The sequence below is a fragment of the Streptosporangium sp. NPDC023963 genome, from assembly GCF_040639135.1.
Taxonomy (GTDB): Bacteria; Actinomycetota; Actinomycetes; order Streptosporangiales; family Streptosporangiaceae; genus Streptosporangium.
The window spans coordinates 46,546-61,873 of the sequence record NZ_JBEZZK010000021.1; the positions used below are offsets into that span (position 1 = coordinate 46,546).

General features: G+C 71.1%; 15 protein-coding genes. 10 read left to right on the forward strand and 5 right to left on the reverse strand.

Going from position 1 to position 15,328, the window contains the following annotated elements; genetic code table 11:
• The first annotated feature begins 19 nt into the window (after positions 1–19).
• From AB0F88_RS38975 to AB0F88_RS38985, 3 genes are all read left to right on the forward strand, one after another.
• Positions 20–715, forward strand: a complete 696-nt coding sequence (locus AB0F88_RS38975) for a response regulator transcription factor (RefSeq protein WP_362696376.1) — start codon at positions 20–22, stop codon at positions 713–715.
• A gap of 261 nt (positions 716–976) precedes the next feature.
• On the forward strand, positions 977–2,845 hold the full coding sequence (locus tag AB0F88_RS38980; protein ID WP_362696145.1) for an ABC transporter: 1,869 nt from the start codon (positions 977–979) through the stop codon (positions 2,843–2,845).
• On the forward strand, positions 2,842–4,662 hold the full coding sequence (locus tag AB0F88_RS38985) for a GTPase (RefSeq protein ID WP_362696147.1): 1,821 nt from the start codon (positions 2,842–2,844) through the stop codon (positions 4,660–4,662). Before AB0F88_RS38980 ends, AB0F88_RS38985 begins: the two co-directional genes overlap by 4 nt.
• A 201-nt stretch (positions 4,663–4,863) precedes the next feature.
• Here the strand turns inward: AB0F88_RS38985 and AB0F88_RS38990 are convergent, their stop codons facing one another.
• Positions 4,864–5,208, reverse strand: coding sequence for a DUF1036 domain-containing protein (locus AB0F88_RS38990; RefSeq protein WP_362696148.1), 345 nt, complete (start codon positions 5,206–5,208; stop codon positions 4,864–4,866).
• 2 nt (positions 5,209–5,210) lie between these two features.
• Positions 5,211–5,429: a hypothetical protein gene (locus tag AB0F88_RS38995; protein ID WP_362696149.1), complete on the reverse strand. Its 219-nt coding sequence runs from the start codon at positions 5,427–5,429 to the stop codon at positions 5,211–5,213.
• 261 nt (positions 5,430–5,690) lie between these two features.
• On the opposite strand from AB0F88_RS38995, the gene AB0F88_RS39000 reads away from it, so the two are divergent.
• From AB0F88_RS39000 to AB0F88_RS39010, 3 genes are all read left to right on the forward strand, one after another.
• On the forward strand, positions 5,691–6,293 hold the full coding sequence (locus AB0F88_RS39000) for a PadR family transcriptional regulator (RefSeq protein WP_362696151.1): 603 nt from the start codon (positions 5,691–5,693) through the stop codon (positions 6,291–6,293).
• A 115-nt stretch (positions 6,294–6,408) separates the two neighbouring features.
• The gene (locus AB0F88_RS39005; RefSeq protein WP_362696153.1) at positions 6,409–6,789 is read left to right on the forward strand and encodes an SgcJ/EcaC family oxidoreductase; all 381 of its coding nucleotides are present in this window, start codon (positions 6,409–6,411) and stop codon (positions 6,787–6,789) included.
• Positions 6,786–7,184, forward strand: coding sequence for a hypothetical protein (locus tag AB0F88_RS39010; RefSeq protein ID WP_362696155.1), 399 nt, complete (start codon positions 6,786–6,788; stop codon positions 7,182–7,184). Before AB0F88_RS39005 ends, AB0F88_RS39010 begins: the two co-directional genes overlap by 4 nt.
• A 169-nt stretch (positions 7,185–7,353) precedes the next feature.
• On the opposite strand, the gene AB0F88_RS39015 is transcribed toward AB0F88_RS39010, so the two are convergent.
• The gene (locus tag AB0F88_RS39015; protein ID WP_362696157.1) at positions 7,354–7,728 is read right to left on the reverse strand and encodes a hypothetical protein; all 375 of its coding nucleotides are present in this window, start codon (positions 7,726–7,728) and stop codon (positions 7,354–7,356) included.
• 236 nt (positions 7,729–7,964) lie between these two features.
• Between AB0F88_RS39015 and AB0F88_RS39020 the strand changes: the two genes are divergently transcribed.
• Positions 7,965–8,720, forward strand: coding sequence for an ABC transporter ATP-binding protein (locus AB0F88_RS39020; protein ID WP_362696159.1), 756 nt, complete (start codon positions 7,965–7,967; stop codon positions 8,718–8,720).
• Positions 8,705–10,504 carry a hypothetical protein gene (locus tag AB0F88_RS39025; protein ID WP_362696161.1) on the forward strand — a complete coding sequence of 600 codons (1,800 nt, stop codon included), beginning with the start codon at positions 8,705–8,707 and terminating at the stop codon, positions 10,502–10,504. Before AB0F88_RS39020 ends, AB0F88_RS39025 begins: the two co-directional genes overlap by 16 nt.
• On the opposite strand, the gene AB0F88_RS39030 is transcribed toward AB0F88_RS39025, so the two are convergent.
• Positions 10,488–11,108 carry a helix-turn-helix domain-containing protein gene (locus tag AB0F88_RS39030; RefSeq protein WP_362696163.1) on the reverse strand — a complete coding sequence of 207 codons (621 nt, stop codon included), beginning with the start codon at positions 11,106–11,108 and terminating at the stop codon, positions 10,488–10,490. The two genes, AB0F88_RS39025 and AB0F88_RS39030, sit on opposite strands and share 17 nt — an antisense overlap.
• Before the next feature lie 344 nt (positions 11,109–11,452).
• On the opposite strand from AB0F88_RS39030, the gene AB0F88_RS39035 reads away from it, so the two are divergent.
• Positions 11,453–13,033, forward strand: coding sequence for an NCS1 family nucleobase:cation symporter-1 (locus AB0F88_RS39035; RefSeq protein WP_362696165.1), 1,581 nt, complete (start codon positions 11,453–11,455; stop codon positions 13,031–13,033).
• Positions 13,033–13,773: an aspartate/glutamate racemase family protein gene (locus AB0F88_RS39040; RefSeq protein ID WP_362696167.1), complete on the forward strand. Its 741-nt coding sequence runs from the start codon at positions 13,033–13,035 to the stop codon at positions 13,771–13,773. Before AB0F88_RS39035 ends, AB0F88_RS39040 begins: the two co-directional genes overlap by 1 nt.
• Positions 13,774–13,833: 60 nt before the next feature.
• Here AB0F88_RS39040 and AB0F88_RS39045 read toward each other — a convergent pair whose 3' ends face one another.
• A complete protein-coding gene (locus AB0F88_RS39045) occupies positions 13,834–15,303 on the reverse strand; it encodes an ATP-binding protein (protein WP_362696169.1) in 1,470 nt (489 codons plus the stop codon).
• Between the last annotated feature and the right edge of the window lie 25 nt (positions 15,304–15,328).

Below are 15,328 nucleotides of genomic sequence, written 5' to 3' on the forward strand. Positions count from 1 at the left end.
GGGCGAGCCTCGGGATGTGCTGGACAGAGTGGAAGCCCGATTGCTGGTCGTGGACGACGAACCGAATATCAGGGAGTTGCTCTCGGCCAGCCTGCGCCTGTCCGGGTTCGAGGTGGTGACCGCCGTGGACGGCCGGGAGGCCGTGCACTTCGCCGAGCGCATCCGCCCCGATCTGGTCGTGCTGGACGTGATGCTGCCCGACATGGACGGCTTCGCCGTGGCGGGGCGGCTGCGGGAGATGAGCGGGCAGATGCCCGTGCTCTTCCTGACCGCCAGGGACGCCACCGACGACAAGGTCGCCGGGCTGCGCCTGGCCGACGACTACGTGACCAAGCCGTTCAGCCTGGAGGAGGTCCTCGCCCGCATCCGGGCCGTGCTCCGCCGTACCAGGGGAGACCTCGACCTGCCGGTCCGCCTGCAGGTCGGTGACCTCGAGCTGGACGAGGAGGCGCACCAGGTCTGGCGCTCCGGCGTCCCGGTGCGGCTGTCGCCGACCGAGTTCAAGCTCCTGCACTACTTCATGGTCAACACCGGCAGGGTGCTCTCCAAGGCGCAGATCCTCGACCACGTCTGGAACTACGACTTCGGCGGTGACGCCGGGGTGGTCGAGTCCTACGTCTCCTACCTGCGCCGGAAGGTCGACACGGCCGAGCCCCGGCTCATCCACACCCTCCGTGGTGTGGGCTATGTGTTGCGACCGCCCCACAGTGATTGAATTTTCAGCTGATATTCAGCTTCAGCTGACCCGTTTCTGAGCTTTGTGTGTTCCAATAGACAATGCACGACCCCCGATCACCTCGGAAGCATCCGATGGGCTCGGGCTCGCCTCCAGCTGCGGGGGAGACGAGCTCGGCACGGCCCGCGGATGAGGTCCGAGGGCTGGGCCCCACCGTTTTACCGAGTTCGCCCCCGTAACCCGGTCGAGCGGTGGGGCCAAACGCGTCTAGAGGGCCCCTCGCAGGGCAGGATCGACCGTATGGGTGACAACGACGGTCTTCTGGAGACGCTGCGAGAGCTGCGGCGGCACCTCGACCGCGAGCTGTTCCCCCTCGCGATCGGCGACGTGGTGGCCGACCGCCGGGCGCTGCGCGAGCTGACCGGCCAGCTCGACGACTACCTGATCCCGCGGCTGAGCGCGATCGACGCCCCGCTGCTCGCCGTCGTCGGCGGCTCCACCGGGGCGGGAAAGTCCACGCTGGTGAACTCCCTGGTCGCCGAGGACGTCTCCGAGCCGGGCGTGCTGCGGCCCACGACGATGGCCCCCACCCTGGTCACCAGCCCCGTCGACCGCGAGTGGTTCACCGCCCAGCATGTCCTGCCCGGCCTGCCGCGCGTCACCGGGAGCGGCAGGGGCGAGCCCGGCACGCTCCGGATCGTCACCGCCGCGGCCGTCCCGCCGGGCCTGGCCCTGCTCGACGCCCCCGACATCGACTCGATCGTCACCGCCAACCGCGAGCTGGCCGCCCAGCTGCTCGCCGCCGCCGATCTGTGGTTGTTCACCACCACGGCCGCCCGGTACGCGGACGAGGTCCCCTGGAGTTTCCTGCGTTCGGCCAGGGAGCGGAGCACGGCCCTCGCCGTCGTCCTGTCCAGGGTGCCCCCCGAGGCCATGGGCGTGGTGCGCAAGGACCTGAACCGGCTGCTGGAGGCGAACGGCCTGGGCGGGACGCGCCTTTTCGAGGTGCCCGAGCTGGTACTGCCCGACGAGAACGCCCGCCTGCCGCGCCAGGCGGTCCAGCCGATCGCCGACTGGCTCATGGCCATCGCCGCCGACTCCCGTTCCCGCGCCGAGGTGGTGCGCCAGACCCTGTCCGGCGCGCTGGAGAGCCTCTCCACCCGCGTGCCCGCGCTCGCCGCGGCGGTCGACCGCCAGCACACCGGGGCCGAGGAACTGCGCTCCATGGCGGACGCCGCCTACGCCGTGGGCCTGTCCACCTTCGACGAGGGCATGCGGGACGGGTCGCTGCTGCGCGGCGAGGTCCTGGCCCGCTGGCAGGACTTCATCGGGACCGGCGACCTGATGCGCTCCCTGGAGAGCCGGGTCGGCAGGTTCAGGGACCGGGTCGTGGCCTTCGTCACCGGGCGGCCCGCGCCCGAGAGCGAGCTGCGGACCGCCCTGGAGAGCGGGGTGGAGGCGCTGATCAGGGCCTCGGCCGACAGCGCCGCCGAACGCCTGCTGGAGTCGTGGTCGTCGCACCCCTCGGGGCGGGCCCTCCTCGAGCGCGAGGGGGTCGCCGTCGCCGGACGTCTGGGCCGCGCCTCCGCCGACCTGCCCGCCAGGGCCGAGGAGGCGGTCAGGGGCTGGCAGTCGTACGTGCTCGACCTGGTCCGCGAGGAGGGGGCGGACAAACGGACCACCGCCCGCGTCACCTCCTTCGGCCTCAACGGGGCCGGGCTGCTGCTGATGATCGCGGTGTTCGCCTCGACCGGTGGCCTGACCGGCATCGAGGTCGGCATCGCCGGAGGCACCAGCGTGCTCAGCCAGAAGGTCCTGGAGGCCGTCTTCGGCGACCAGGCCGTCCGCGACCTCACCGTCAAGGCCCGCTCCGACCTGCGCGCCCGCGTGGCGATCCTCCTCGGCCAGGACGCCGACCGCTTCACCGACCTGCTGGACGCCGTCCAGCCCCCCGAGGGCACCGCCCCCGCCCTCCGCGCCACCGCGGACGCCGTACGCGAGCACCTGCGCGAGCTCCCCGTCGCGGACCGCCGGGCCTCCCTCCCTGCGGGTTCCGTCCCGATCGCCGTGGGGGAGTCCCGAAGACCGCCCGACGGCCTCCCGCACGTGACCGGCGCACCTGACGGCGTCCCGCGCGCCACCGGTGCGGGAGAGGCGGGCCAGGCGTGAAGCTGCTACGACGAGAGAAGACGGTCTCGCTGGACGACCGGCTGGCGGCGCTGGCGCGCGCCGCCGACCTGGCCGACGGGAGGCTGGACGCCGAGGCGGTCGCCGCGGCGCGTTCGGTGATCTCCCGCGCCGGTGTACGGGCGAGCCTGTCGGTCGACCACACCGCGGTCGCGCTGGCAGGGGCCACCGGCAGCGGCAAGTCCTCGCTGTTCAACCTGCTGTCGGGCACCTCGCTCGCCACGGTCGGCGTCACCAGGCCGACCACCTCGGCCGCTCAGGCCGCACTCTGGGAGGGCGCCGGGGCGGGACCGCTGCTCGACTGGCTGGAGATCCCCCGCCGCCACGAGCTCCTCGACACCCCCGGCCAGGCCGCGCGGAGCCCGTGGCACGGGAACGGCGAGGAGCCCCGGCCCGGCACCGGCCGGCCGGCCGGTGCGAGCGGGACCGAGCTGAGCGAGCGGGCCGGAGGGACGGCCTTCGGGACGGACGGGGAGGCCGCCGGGCTGATCCTGCTGGACCTGCCCGACCACGACTCGATCGAGCCGTCGCACCGGCTGGAGGTCGACAGGCTCGTCGAGCTGGTCGACCTGCTGGTGTGGGTGCTCGACCCGCAGAAGTACGCCGACGCGGCCGTCCACGACCGCTACCTGCGGCCGCTGGCCCGGCACCGGGACGTCATGGTCGTCGTCCTCAACCAGGTCGACCGGCTCTCCCCGGCCGCCGCCGAGCGGTGCCTGAAGGACCTCCGGCGGCTCCTCGACGAGGACGGGCTGACCGGTGTCCCGGTGGTCGGGGTGTCCACCCGCACCGGCGCGGGCGTCCCCGAGCTGAGCTCGCTGCTCACCTCCCGGGTCGCCGACCGGCGGTCCTGGTCCGCCCGCCTCGCCGCCGACGCGGGGATGGCCGCCGACGCGCTCCTCCAGGCGTCCGGCGTCACCCCCGGGGAGACCCCTCCCGGTGCCGCGAGCAGGCCGGACGGCCTGGCGAGGCCGCTGAGGGACGCGCTGTCGCAGGCCGCCGGGGTGCCGGTCGTCGTCGAGGCCGTGGCCAAGTCCCACCGGCACCGCTCGGTCGCCGCCACCGGCTGGCCGCCCACCCGGTGGATCCGCCGTCTGCGGCCCGACCCGCTCCGCCGCCTCCGCCTGGACGCCACGAGCCGGTCCACCGGAGAACGGGTGGTGCCAAGGGAGCCCGGAGAGCCGGGGAACGTCATCGGAAGGACGTCGATCCCCGTCGCGACCGTCGTCCAGCGCTCCCGGATGGACACCGCGATCCGCGAGGCCGCCGGGGCCGCCTCCGCGGGGCTTCCCGCGCCGTGGGCCGCCGCCGTGCGGCAGGCGGCGAGGTCGCGCGGAGACGAACTGGAGGACGGCCTGGACCGGGCGGTGGCCACCACCTCGCTCGGGGTCTCCAAACGGCCCCTGTGGTGGCGGCTGGCCGGTCTGGCGCAGTGGCTGGCGCTCGCGACGGTGCTCGCCGGGGGGATCTGGCTGCTCGCCCTGGTCGCCCTCGACTATCTCCGGCTTCCGCAGCTCTACATGCCGACCGCGGGGGAGTTGCCCTGGCCGACCACGCTGCTGATCGGGGGCGTCCTGCTCGGGCTGCTGATCGCGCTGCTCTCCCGGGTGGCCGCCTGGCTCGGTGGACGGCGCCGGGCCCGCAAGGCGGCGAAGGCGCTGCGATCGAGCGTCGACAAGGTCGGCCGCGAGCTGGTGCTGGATCCCATGGAGGAGGAGCTGACCCGGTATCAGCACTTCACCGAGGCGGTCACGGTGGCCGGGAACGTCACGGCGGCCGGGAACGGAGCCCGCGGATAGCCCGCGGATAGCCCGCGAACAGGCGGACGGTTTCAGCGGGGATCGGTTTCGGCGGGGATCGAGCGCCTCCCGGGCGAAGGGGGACGGACCCTGGAGAAGGGATTCTGGCGTCCGTCTCTCAGGAGGCGCTCATCCGCGTCCTCTCCCACTGCCGCGCGGAGCCGGTCGGGGCCGGTCGGCGCGTCACGTGGGGGGAGCGCGTCAGGAGGTGAGATTCACGTAGTAGCTCGAATAGCCGTTCATGTCGATCAGCCGGGTGCCGACGAGCCTGGCGGCGGTGCTGCCGATGCCGAGGCAGGAGTCGAAGGCGTTCTGGTAGACGTACATCGGGCCGTAGGCGCCGGTCCAGACGGCTCCGTTGGCCGCTTCGGCGTAGTAGGCGGCGTAGCGGTTGTCGGTGTTGAGGACGAACGCCTCGCCGCCCGGGTTGATGGGCCACCAGCCCCGGGTGCCCCACTGACCGTAGTCGCGGCAGCCGTCGGGGCTGTAGAACATGATCGCGACCCACACCTTGGAGCTGTAGCGATTGCGGAAGTGCAGTTGCATCTCTACTCCTCCGATTCCGTGAATCGCATGGCGAGGGGCCTGTCGTCGATCGGCTGGTCGGCCAGGGGCGGCAGGTGGTCGTCGGTCTTCGCGACCACGGCGGCGCGGTCGGCCGCCCCCGGCCGCTCGTCCGTCTCGCCCGTGTTGGCCGCCGCCGCGTCCGCGAACGCCACCCGGGGGTCGGGAGAGCGTTCGGTGCCGTTGTCCGGCATGTGGCTCACCTACATTCGTTGAGTTCGTAGAGTGATTGCTCGACAACATACAGTCACCTCCAAGGCCATGTAAAGAATCGTTTTCATTTCCAGTCGAGCGGGACGGTTGCGGCGAGACGCGGGGCCGGCGGGAAGGTCGTCGCGTGGTCGGGGCGCACGATGCCGCGACGCGGCGCCTTCGACACCGCCGGGCACGGGGGTCGATCGTCTGGGTGAGGTCATTGCCGCTTCTGCTATATTGCATAACGCAATATAGAGAAAGGCATCACCATGGCGCGACGCCCCGATCTGGTCGGCCTGACCGTGCTGGCCATGCTCTCGGTGCGCGCCGCCCACCCCTACGAGCTCCACCGCTTCATCGTCGACACGCACAAGGACTACGTGACGGGGCTGCCCAGGAGCCTCTACCACGCGGTCGAGAGACTCGCCGGTGAGGATCTGATCGTCCCGGTCGAGACCAGCAGGGACGGTCGCCGGCCGGAGCGCACGGTCTACGAGATCACCGACGAGGGCCGCCAGGAGCTGTCGACCAGGCTCCGCGCGCTCCTTGAGAACCCCGGCCCCGACCGCCGTACGTTCACCGCGGCCGTCTCCCTCATGGGGACCCTGCCGGTGCCCGACGCGATGCGCGCCCTGCGCGCCAGGGCCGCGACGATCGAAGGGTTGCTGGCCGGGACGAACGCCCACCTAGGCGCCATGAGGGAGAGCGGCCTGCCCGACATCCTGATGATCGAGGTCGACTACGAGCGCACGCTGAACGAGGCCGAGCTGGCCTGGGTGCGACGCGTCGTCGCCCGCCTGGAAACCGGGGAACTCGACTGGCGGGGCACCGTCAAGCAAGAACTGCTGTCGCAAATACTCGACGAACCATGAAAAAGCGGCTGCCAGGGTGCGCCAACACCCTGGCAGCCGGACATCCGAACAAGGCGCCTGCCCTGTCTGGACTCGCATCCCCAGGATAGGCGCCGCGACCGTGAGGAATCGCGCCATGTCCGTGAACACGGAGATCACCGGCCTGCTCACCCGCCTCGCCGAGGCGTGGAACGCGGGCGACGCCACCGCCTACGCCGCCCTCTTCACCGAGGACGCCGACTACATCGTCTTCAACGGCGCGCACATCGAGGGGCGGGCGGCCATCGAGTCCTCGCACCGCCCGCTCTTCGACGGCCCGCTCAAGGGCTCCACCATGTCCATGCCGGACGACCGGATCAAGGTCAAACCGCTGGCCGACACGGCGGTCCTGGTGATCTCGGAAGGTGGCACCGACCTGGCGGGCGAGCTCCGCACGTCGATCGTCTCCTTCACCGCCGTCAGCACGCCCGGAGGATGGCGGTTCGCCTCCTTCCAGAACACCAGGGTGGCGCGGTGACGAAGAGGAAGCTGATCACCGAGGTCGCCGGGATCGTCGAGGCGCCGGTCGACGTGGTCTTCGACGACCTGGCCGACGCGCTGCTGCCCGAAGGCCGGCGTGCCGGCCGCTTCACCGTCGAGGATCTCCCCGGTCACACCTCCACCGTGGAGGTCGTCGGTCACACCATCTCCTTCCAGGGCGGCTGGTGGTACCGGGGCGAGTGGAGCGTCGAACCGCATCCCCGGGGCGCGCTGCTCGTGCACCGGGTCTTCAACGTCGCGCGGTCGATGCGGTGGGGCGTGTCGCCGGCCAACCGCTTCTTCATCGGCTTCGCCGACAGGACGCGGCAGGGGTTCGCCGAGAGTCTCGTCCGGACAGGACGGCGCCTGGACTGTCCGACCCGTATGGCCTAGTGCTCCGGTGACGCCTGGCCTGGTGCTCCGGTGACGCCGCACGACCTCGCCGGTCGGGGAGGGCGCCGCCGACGAGCGGACCCGGGGCGCGTGGCTCGAGTCCGTCCGCCCCTGAGCCACCCGGCCTTCGCCGCGGTCCCGTCCGGTGACGGGACCGCGGCGAAGGCCGTCACCGGTAGCGGAAGCCGTCGAAGAAGCGGCGGAAGACGCCGCCGATGCGGGGCAGGGGCTCGGCCGGCGGCGGTGCCTGCGCGCGCTGCCTGGCGATGGGCCGGTCGTAGTCGGTCCGCGCGATGGCGTCGAGGACCTGCTGCTCGTCGAAGTCCTCGGACCCCTCGATCACGGGGACGAAACCGACCAGCATCCCGTTGCGCATCACCTGGGCCTCGAGACCCGCGGTGCCGTCGGTGTCCCACTCCGCCTCGCGCCCGTCGGGCAGCGACACGCGTATCCCGAACTGATACACGCCGACTCTCGCCAGATGGCCGTCTATGCCGCGGTCGCGCAGCGCGTCAACGATCCGTCGTGCCCGGTTCTCTTCCACCTCTCCCAGGATAGGTCGGCCGGATCCCGTCCGCTCATGAGATCGCCGGCGAGCGCGCCGGGCGAGGGAGGTCTCGTGCCGGGGGCGACCCGGGAGATCGTTCTTCCGGTTGAGAGCGTGGTCACGATGTCGTCGAGGCTGTAAGTTCTCAAACGCTTATATTTCTTGATCTCCGTCTCGGTCACCTCGCGTACCAACCGGCCGACTTCCGCCCCCGCGATCCGGAGTACCCCCCCATGCCCGCAGCGCTCGAGATCCATGGCCTGTGCAAGACCTTCGGTGAGAAGGTCGCCGTCGACCATGTGGATCTGAACATCCCCCAGGGCTCCTTCTACGGGCTCGTCGGCCAGAACGGCGCCGGCAAGACCACCACCCTTTCCATGGCCGTCGGCCTGCTCCGCCCCGACGAGGGCCACGCGCGCATCTTCGGCGCCGACGTCTGGTCCGACCCGGCCACGGCCAAGACGCTGGTCGGCGTGCTGCCCGACGGGATGGCCATGCCCGAACGGCTCACCGGCCGGGAGGTGCTGACCTACCTCGGCCTGCTCCGCGGGCTGCCGCGCGAGGTCGTCGACCAGCGCGCCGAGGAACTGCTGTCGGTGCTGGAACTCGACGAGGCGGAGAAGACGCTCGTCATCGAGTACTCCACCGGGATGCGCAAGAAGATCGGCCTGGCCACCGCCCTGCTGCACGCGCCGAGGCTGCTCGTGCTCGACGAGCCCTTCGAGGCCGTGGACCCGGTGTCCGCGGCGACGATCAAGACGATCCTGCGCGGTTTCGTGGCCGGGGGCGGGTCCATCGTGCTCTCCAGCCACGTCATGGCCCTGGTGGAGCAGCTCTGCGACCACGTCGCGGTGATCGACAAGGGCAGGGTGGCCGCCGCGGGGCCCCTGGACGAGGTCCGCGGCACCGGCTCCCTCGAAGACACCTTCGTCGGCCTGGTCGGCACCTCCGACGGCGGATCGAAGGAGCTGACATGGCTGTCGCGCTGACCATGGCCCAGATGAAGGTGGCCGTGCTCCGGCACTCGATGAGCGGGCAGCGGGCCGGCTTCGTCGTCATGGGCGCGCTGGTCGGCCTGGTCTTCGCGGCCGGCACGATCTTCACGGCCCTCTCCTGGCCGGAGCTGCTCCCGGCCGTGTACGCCGTCTGGATGCTGGGCTGGATCTTCGGCCCCGTCTTCGCCGGAGGCGGCGACGAGACGCTCCGCCCCGAGTACTTCACGCTGCTCGGCCTGCGACCCAGCCGCCTGGCCTCGGGACTGCTCGTGGCGGCCTTCGTCGGGATGGCGCCCGTGATCAGCCTGCTCGCCCTGAGCGGGCTCACGGTCTTCGGTGTACGGCAGGGGGTCGCGGCCGCGCTCGTCTCGGTCCCGGCGCTGCTGCTCCAGCTCGCGATGTTCGTCCTGCTCTCCCGGGTCGCGGTCGCCCTGCTCGGCCTGGCGCTGCGCTCCCGCGTGGGCGCGGTCGGCGCCGGGCTGACCAACGGCCTGATCCTGGCCTTCCTCGGCCAGATCTGGGTCGTCTTCATGGCGCTCGGGCAGACGGCGGGCATCCCGCCGGTGGTGGCGACGGCGGCCCGCTACCTGCCCTCCGGCTGGGGTACGGTCGCGGTCGAGGCCGCCGCGTCCGCGGACTGGCCGCGAGTCCTGGCGGCCCTGGGCGGGATGGCGTTGCTGGTCGTCCTGCTGCTGGCCGCGTGGGCGGCGCTGCTCACCCGGCGGGCCGGGGCGTCCAGGGCGGCCACGAGGGGACGCCGGCCGATCCGGGCCACCACCGCCTCCGGCGCCGTACTCGCCAAGGAACTGCGTACCTGGTCGCGTGACCTGGTGCGCACGCACCAGCTGACCTTCGCCCTCGCCTACGGCGTGTCCTTCGCCGTGGCGCCGCTGCTGCTGGGCTGGACGGGGATGCTGCCCTGGGCGGGACCGGTCTTCGTCGTGATGGCCGCCGCCATGTCGGCCAACCTCTACGGCACCGACGGCACCGCGCTGTGGCTCATGCTCATGACGCCCGGCGCGAGCGACGTGCGCGGCCGGCAGCACGCGTGGCTGCTGACCGTCGCGCCCGTCGCCCTGGTGGTGACGGTCTCCCTCGCCGCGGTCACCGGCGGGCCGTGGCCCATGCTGCTCGCCGTCCTCCTCGCCATGCTGGGCGGCGGCGCCGGGCTGGTCCCCCTGGTCTCGGTGTACGGGCTCATCCCCGGCACCGACCCGCACCGGCGCGGCGGCAACCCGCTGCGCTCCACGGAGGAGGACGGCGCGGTCACCGGCATGGTGTACGCGGTGCTGGCGCTGGTGGCCCTCACCGCGGCCCCCGCCGCGATCGCGGCCGGGCTGTTCGGCTGGGCGGGCGTGGCCGTCGGTGCCCTGACGGGGGTGCTCTGCTACTGGTGGTTCGGGCTGCTCGCCGAGCGGCGGCTGCTCGCGAAGGGGCCAGAACTGCTCGACACGATGCGCACCGGCCGCAGGCCCGCTCCGAAGCCGGGCGCGGGCGGACGGCTCCCCTTCGAGTCCCTGCCGCGCCACAAGCAGATCATCATCGGGATCTGTTTCACGGTCGGCGCGATCCCGCTGTTCCCGCAGGGGCTGCTGGCCGGCTACCTCAAAATGTCGGAGAGCCCGACGCGGGCGTGGTTCCTGGCCCTCTACCTGCCGTCGTGGCTGCAGTGGCCAACGATCGTGTTCATGGTCCTGCTGGGAGTGGGCATCTACACGACGGGCGTGGTCCTCTCCTATCGCCGGAAGGAGGCCCCCGCGGTCAGCGATGAACGATGAGCCAGGTCGCGACGGCGGTGACGGTCTCCGAGCGGTTGCCGATGATGTGGGGGCGGCTGCATGGGAAGGTGACGGAGTCGCCCTCGGCGAGGGTGACGACCTCCGACTCGAAGTCGATGGTCAGCTCGCCCCGGGTGACGGTCCCGACCTCGTAGCCCTCGTGCTTGAGGAAGTGGCCGTGGGCGTTGGAGATCGAGCCCGGCGGATAGGTCGACTCGAAGAACTCGACGTCGGGTGACGGCGTGGGCGAGAGCCTGCGGAAGGTGATGCCGCCGCTGAGCAGGATGGGGGCGACCTCCCACGAGCGCCGGACGGCGAACCGGCCGGCGGGCGTGTCCGGCCCCGCCGGGTCGGCGCCGGCCGCCTCCGCCGTGTCGAACACGGCCGCGAGCGGCACGCCGATCGCGGACACGAAGGCGATGAGCCTGCTGACGGACGGCCGCATCGTGCCGAGCTCGATCTGGGAGACCGCGCTGGCCGAGATGCCGAGCTCGCGGGCCAGGGCGCGCAGCGACATCCCCGACCGGAGCCGCAGCTCGCGAAGCCTCCGGCCGAGGTGCTCGTTCGTGATGGCCTCGATCTCCGTGCCGGGTTCCGGGGTCATGCCTGTCACGGCCTCCACACCAATTGTCACAAGGCCTTTACGCGGGTGAAATTAGGGCTCGGGTGTCAAGGCATACATTGACGGCAGCTGTTAAGTGACCACTTAACAGCCCACGCCACAGCCCCTGCGACGACCCCGGCCGCAGCCCATGCCGCGGCCCTTCGCACAGCCCGTCAAGCAGTCCCGAACGGTTGCCGCGGCTCCGCCGACACGCCATTCTCGCCGATCCTCCGAAGCCGATTCCTCGCGCCGAGCCCCGAGCCGATCCCGGGCACCTTCCGCCCCGGCACACCCGCGCGCGGGACACACCGGTCCCCGCACCGTACCCCCCACGGAAGCTGACAATGACCGAACACAGCGCACCGTCCCAGCCGAAATTACACGACGTCGTCGAGGCGGCGGGCATGCCCGTCGGCGCCGGGCTCGTCAAGCCCGGCTACGACCCCCGCCTCGCGAACGAGGACCTGGCCCCGCTCCGCGAGCAGACGTGGTCCTCGTACAACATCTTCGCCTTCTGGATGTCCGACGTGCACAGCGTCGGCGGCTACGTCACCGCGGGCAGCCTGTTCGCCCTCGGGCTGGCGAGCTGGCAGGTCCTGTTCGCCCTGATCGTGGGCATCGTCATCGTGAACGTGTTCTGCAACCTGGTCGCCAAGCCGAGCCAGGTCACCGGCGTGCCGTACCCGGTCATCAACCGGGCGATCTTCGGGGTGCGCGGCGCGAACATCCCCGCCATCATCCGCGGGCTCATCGCGATCGCCTGGTACGGGGTGCAGACCTACCTCGCCTCCCAGTCGCTCATCATCATCTTCCTCAAGTTCTGGCCCGCGTCGGCGTCGCTGAACGAGGGCGGCTTCCTCGGCCTGTCCCCGCTCGGCTACATCTGCTACGCCATCCTCTGGGTGGCCCAGGCGGCCGTGTTCTGGAAGGGCATGGAGGCGATCAGGCGGTTCATCGACTGGGCCGGGCCCGCCGTGTACGTCGTCATGGTCGTGCTCGCCGTCTACCTGGTCAGCCAGGCGGGCTGGGAGAACATCAGCCTCGACCTCTCCCAGGGCGAGAACCTCGACTTCGGCGCGTCCATCCCGGTCATGCTCAGCGCGATCGCCCTCGTCGTCTCGTACTTCTCCGGGCCGATGCTGAACTTCGGGGACTTCTCCCGGTACGGGAGGTCGTTCGCGGCGGTGAGGAAGGGCAACCTGCTCGGGCTGCCGGTCAACTTCCTGTTCTTCTCGCTGCTCACGGTGATCACCGCGTCGGCGACCGTGCCCGTGTTCGGCGAGCTCATCACCGACCCCATCCACACGGTCGAGCGCATCGACACGCCGTTCGCGATCCTGCTGGGCGGGCTCACCTTCGTCATCGCGACCATCGGCATCAACATCGTCGCGAACTTCATCTCCCCGGCGTTCGACTTCTCCAACGTGAACCCGCAGAAGATCAGCTGGCGGACCGGCGGCATGATCGCGGCGGTCGGCTCCGTGCTGCTCACGCCGTGGAACTGGTACAGCAACCCGGACGCCATCCACTACACGCTCGGCATCCTGGGCGCCCTGATCGGGCCGCTGTTCGGGATCCTGATCTCCGGCTACTACATCGTGAGCCGCCAGCGGGTGTGGGTGGACGACATGTTCACCCTCGAACCGACCGGACGCTACTTCTTCCGGGGCGGCTACAACCCCAACGCGGTCTGGGCGACGGTGCTCAGCGGGGTCCCGGCGATCGCGTCGGTGCTGGTGCCGAAGATGCTGCTCGACCTGGGGCTCACCACGGCCGACGCGACCTGGATCGCCGACTACAGCTGGTTCGTCGGCTGCGGGCTCGGGTTCGTGGCGTTCACCGTGCTGGAGCGGATGTCGCCGAGGATCGGCGGCCTCGACCGCGACGCCGAGCGGGTGTCGGACGGCACGGCCCTGGCCGGTTGATGACCCGCATCGACCTCCGAGTGATCAATCCCAACACCGCCCGGGCCATGACCGAGAACATCGGCCGGTGCGCCCGGGCGGTCGCGGCGCCGTCCACCGTCGTCACGGCCGTCAACCCGGCCATGGGCCCGGAGTCGATCGAGAGCCACTACGACGAGGCCCTGGCCGTGCCGGGCCTGCTGGCGGAGATCGCGGCGGGCGAGGCGGCGGGGGCGGACGGGTACGTCATCGCCTGCTTCGGCGACCCCGGCCTCGACGCCGCCCGCGAGCTGGCCTCGGGGCCGGTGGCCGGGATCGCCGAGGCGGCCATGCACGCCGCGACCCTGGTCGGCCGGAGCTTCAGCGTCGTGACGACCCTCGCCAGGACCACGGGCCGGGCGTGGGACCTCGCCGCCCGGTACGGCTTCGCGGGCGCGTGCCGGGGGGTGCACGCCTGCGACATCCCCGTACTGGAGCTGGACGATCCCTCCTCGGACGCGCGGAGGGTGGTGACCGCGCTGTGCGCCGAGACCGTGGAGCGGGACGGCTGCGACTCGATCGTGCTCGGCTGCGCGGGCATGGCCTCGTTCTGCGCGGACGTCTCCCGCGCCGTCGGCGTCCCGGTGATCGACGGCGTGGCCGTGGCGACCAAGCTCGTCGAGTCGCTGGTCTGCCTCGGCCTGCGGACGAGCACCCGGGGCGAGTTCGCCCCGCCCGGCCCCAAGAGGTACACGGGCCTGCTGCGGGACTTCACCGTCTGACGTACGAGACCCGGCGCCCTGTCCTTCGGCACCGCGGCGCGGGGACAGGGCACCGGTCGTTCAGGACCTCTCGTAGAGACGGGCCAGATCGACGAGTTGCACGTCCACGCGGTCCTGCGCGGTCTCCCGCAGCTGGGGCATGAAGCCGGCGGCGCCGAACAGCAGCAGCCGGGTGCCGGGAGTGGCGCGGTCGTCGCGACGGATGAGAAGTTCCCGGAGGCGCTCAAGGCGCTCAAGGTGACCACGGCCGACGACGTCGCCGTACTTCGCCTCGCCGATCGCGAGGATGACCTCTCTGCCGTCGCCGTCACGGCCGAAGACGACGACGTCGATCTCGTGGCTGTTCCTGGCCGCCGGGTCGGGCAGGACACCGGAGGCGACACGGGTGCGTAGACCGCCGAGGGTTTCGGCATCGGCGTACCAGCGCGTCCAGGTGCGGGCCAGGTGTTCGAAGTGGGGGCCGAGGACTTTGCTGCGAAACGCCGTCTGTGAACGATCCCAGACCTGTCCGGCATAACCGGGACGCTCCAGGTCGGTCCATTCCGGCCGCATGATCGCGTGGTAGAAGCTGAGAATGGGCTCGGTGATGCGGTAGGTGGAACGTTTGCCATGGAAGGCGTCCGGATCCCGGGTGATCATGCCGACGTCTTCCAGGAGCGTCAGGGAATGGCTCAGGTCGGTGGATTTGCGGCCGAGGAATCCGGCGATGCCGCCGCGAGTATGGTTGCCGTTCGCGATCGCCGACAGGACACCGTGGTATAGGGCGACGTTCCGCAGCTCTGGCTCCTCGGCGAGGAGGAACCGGGCCTCACGGAACAGGGGACGACCCGGGTTGAGCACGTTGCGCGTCACCCACGGCCCGAAGTCCTCGATGTCGTCAGGGACGTCGCCGAGGGTGAACTCGCGCCGGTAGGCGGGGGTGCCGCCGACGACGGCGTTGACCAGCAACGCCAGGGCCGGATCGGTGATGCCCCAGAAATCCCTGGCCAGCCGGTAGTCGAGGGTGGGAACCACCAACTCCAGGCTCGCCCGACCACGGAGCGGCGCGGTTCCTGCGAGGAGCGAGCCCATGAAGGACAGGGCCGATCCGCACAGCAGAAGCCGTACCGCGCTGCCGTGGCGCTGCCCCTGAGGGCCGAGAGCCCGTTGGATCAGGGAGGGAAGGTGCGAAGAAGCCCTGACCAGATAGGGAAACTCATCGATGACCACGGGGGTCGGCCCGGCGACGGCGATGGTCATGAGGAATTCGATGGCCTCGTCCCAGTTCGCGAACCTGCGGGGGACCGGCTCTCCGAGATGACGGGCGAGCGCCGTGCCGAACTGCTGGAGAGACTCGGTCTCGGTCGCCTCGGTCGCGGCGAAGTAGAACCCTCCCGTGGCCCGGCAGACCGCGTCCAGCAGGAAGGTCTTACCTTGGCGGCGGCGTCCGGACACCACGCCAAGCGTGGCCTCCGGTCCCGAATAACGGACGAAGCGCGACAGTTCCGACCACTCGTAGTCACGATCGAACATCTCTATCGGCTTGTCCATGGTTACCTCCGTCAATGATGAGGAC

Coding starts and splice junctions, on each gene's coding strand:
- AB0F88_RS38980 (WP_362696145.1), top strand. CDS start 977: ATGGGTGACAACGACGGTCTTCTGGAGACGCTGCGAGAGCTGCGGCGG.
- AB0F88_RS38990 (WP_362696148.1), bottom strand. CDS start 5,208: ATGCAACTGCACTTCCGCAATCGCTACAGCTCCAAGGTGTGGGTCGCG.
- AB0F88_RS39000 (WP_362696151.1), top strand. CDS start 5,691: ATGGCGCGACGCCCCGATCTGGTCGGCCTGACCGTGCTGGCCATGCTC.
- AB0F88_RS39005 (WP_362696153.1), top strand. CDS start 6,409: ATGTCCGTGAACACGGAGATCACCGGCCTGCTCACCCGCCTCGCCGAG.
- AB0F88_RS39020 (WP_362696159.1), top strand. CDS start 7,965: ATGCCCGCAGCGCTCGAGATCCATGGCCTGTGCAAGACCTTCGGTGAG.
- AB0F88_RS39025 (WP_362696161.1), top strand. CDS start 8,705: ATGGCTGTCGCGCTGACCATGGCCCAGATGAAGGTGGCCGTGCTCCGG.
- AB0F88_RS39030 (WP_362696163.1), bottom strand. CDS start 11,108: ATGACCCCGGAACCCGGCACGGAGATCGAGGCCATCACGAACGAGCAC.
- AB0F88_RS39035 (WP_362696165.1), top strand. CDS start 11,453: ATGACCGAACACAGCGCACCGTCCCAGCCGAAATTACACGACGTCGTC.
- AB0F88_RS39040 (WP_362696167.1), top strand. CDS start 13,033: ATGACCCGCATCGACCTCCGAGTGATCAATCCCAACACCGCCCGGGCC.
- AB0F88_RS39045 (WP_362696169.1), bottom strand. CDS start 15,303: ATGGACAAGCCGATAGAGATGTTCGATCGTGACTACGAGTGGTCGGAA.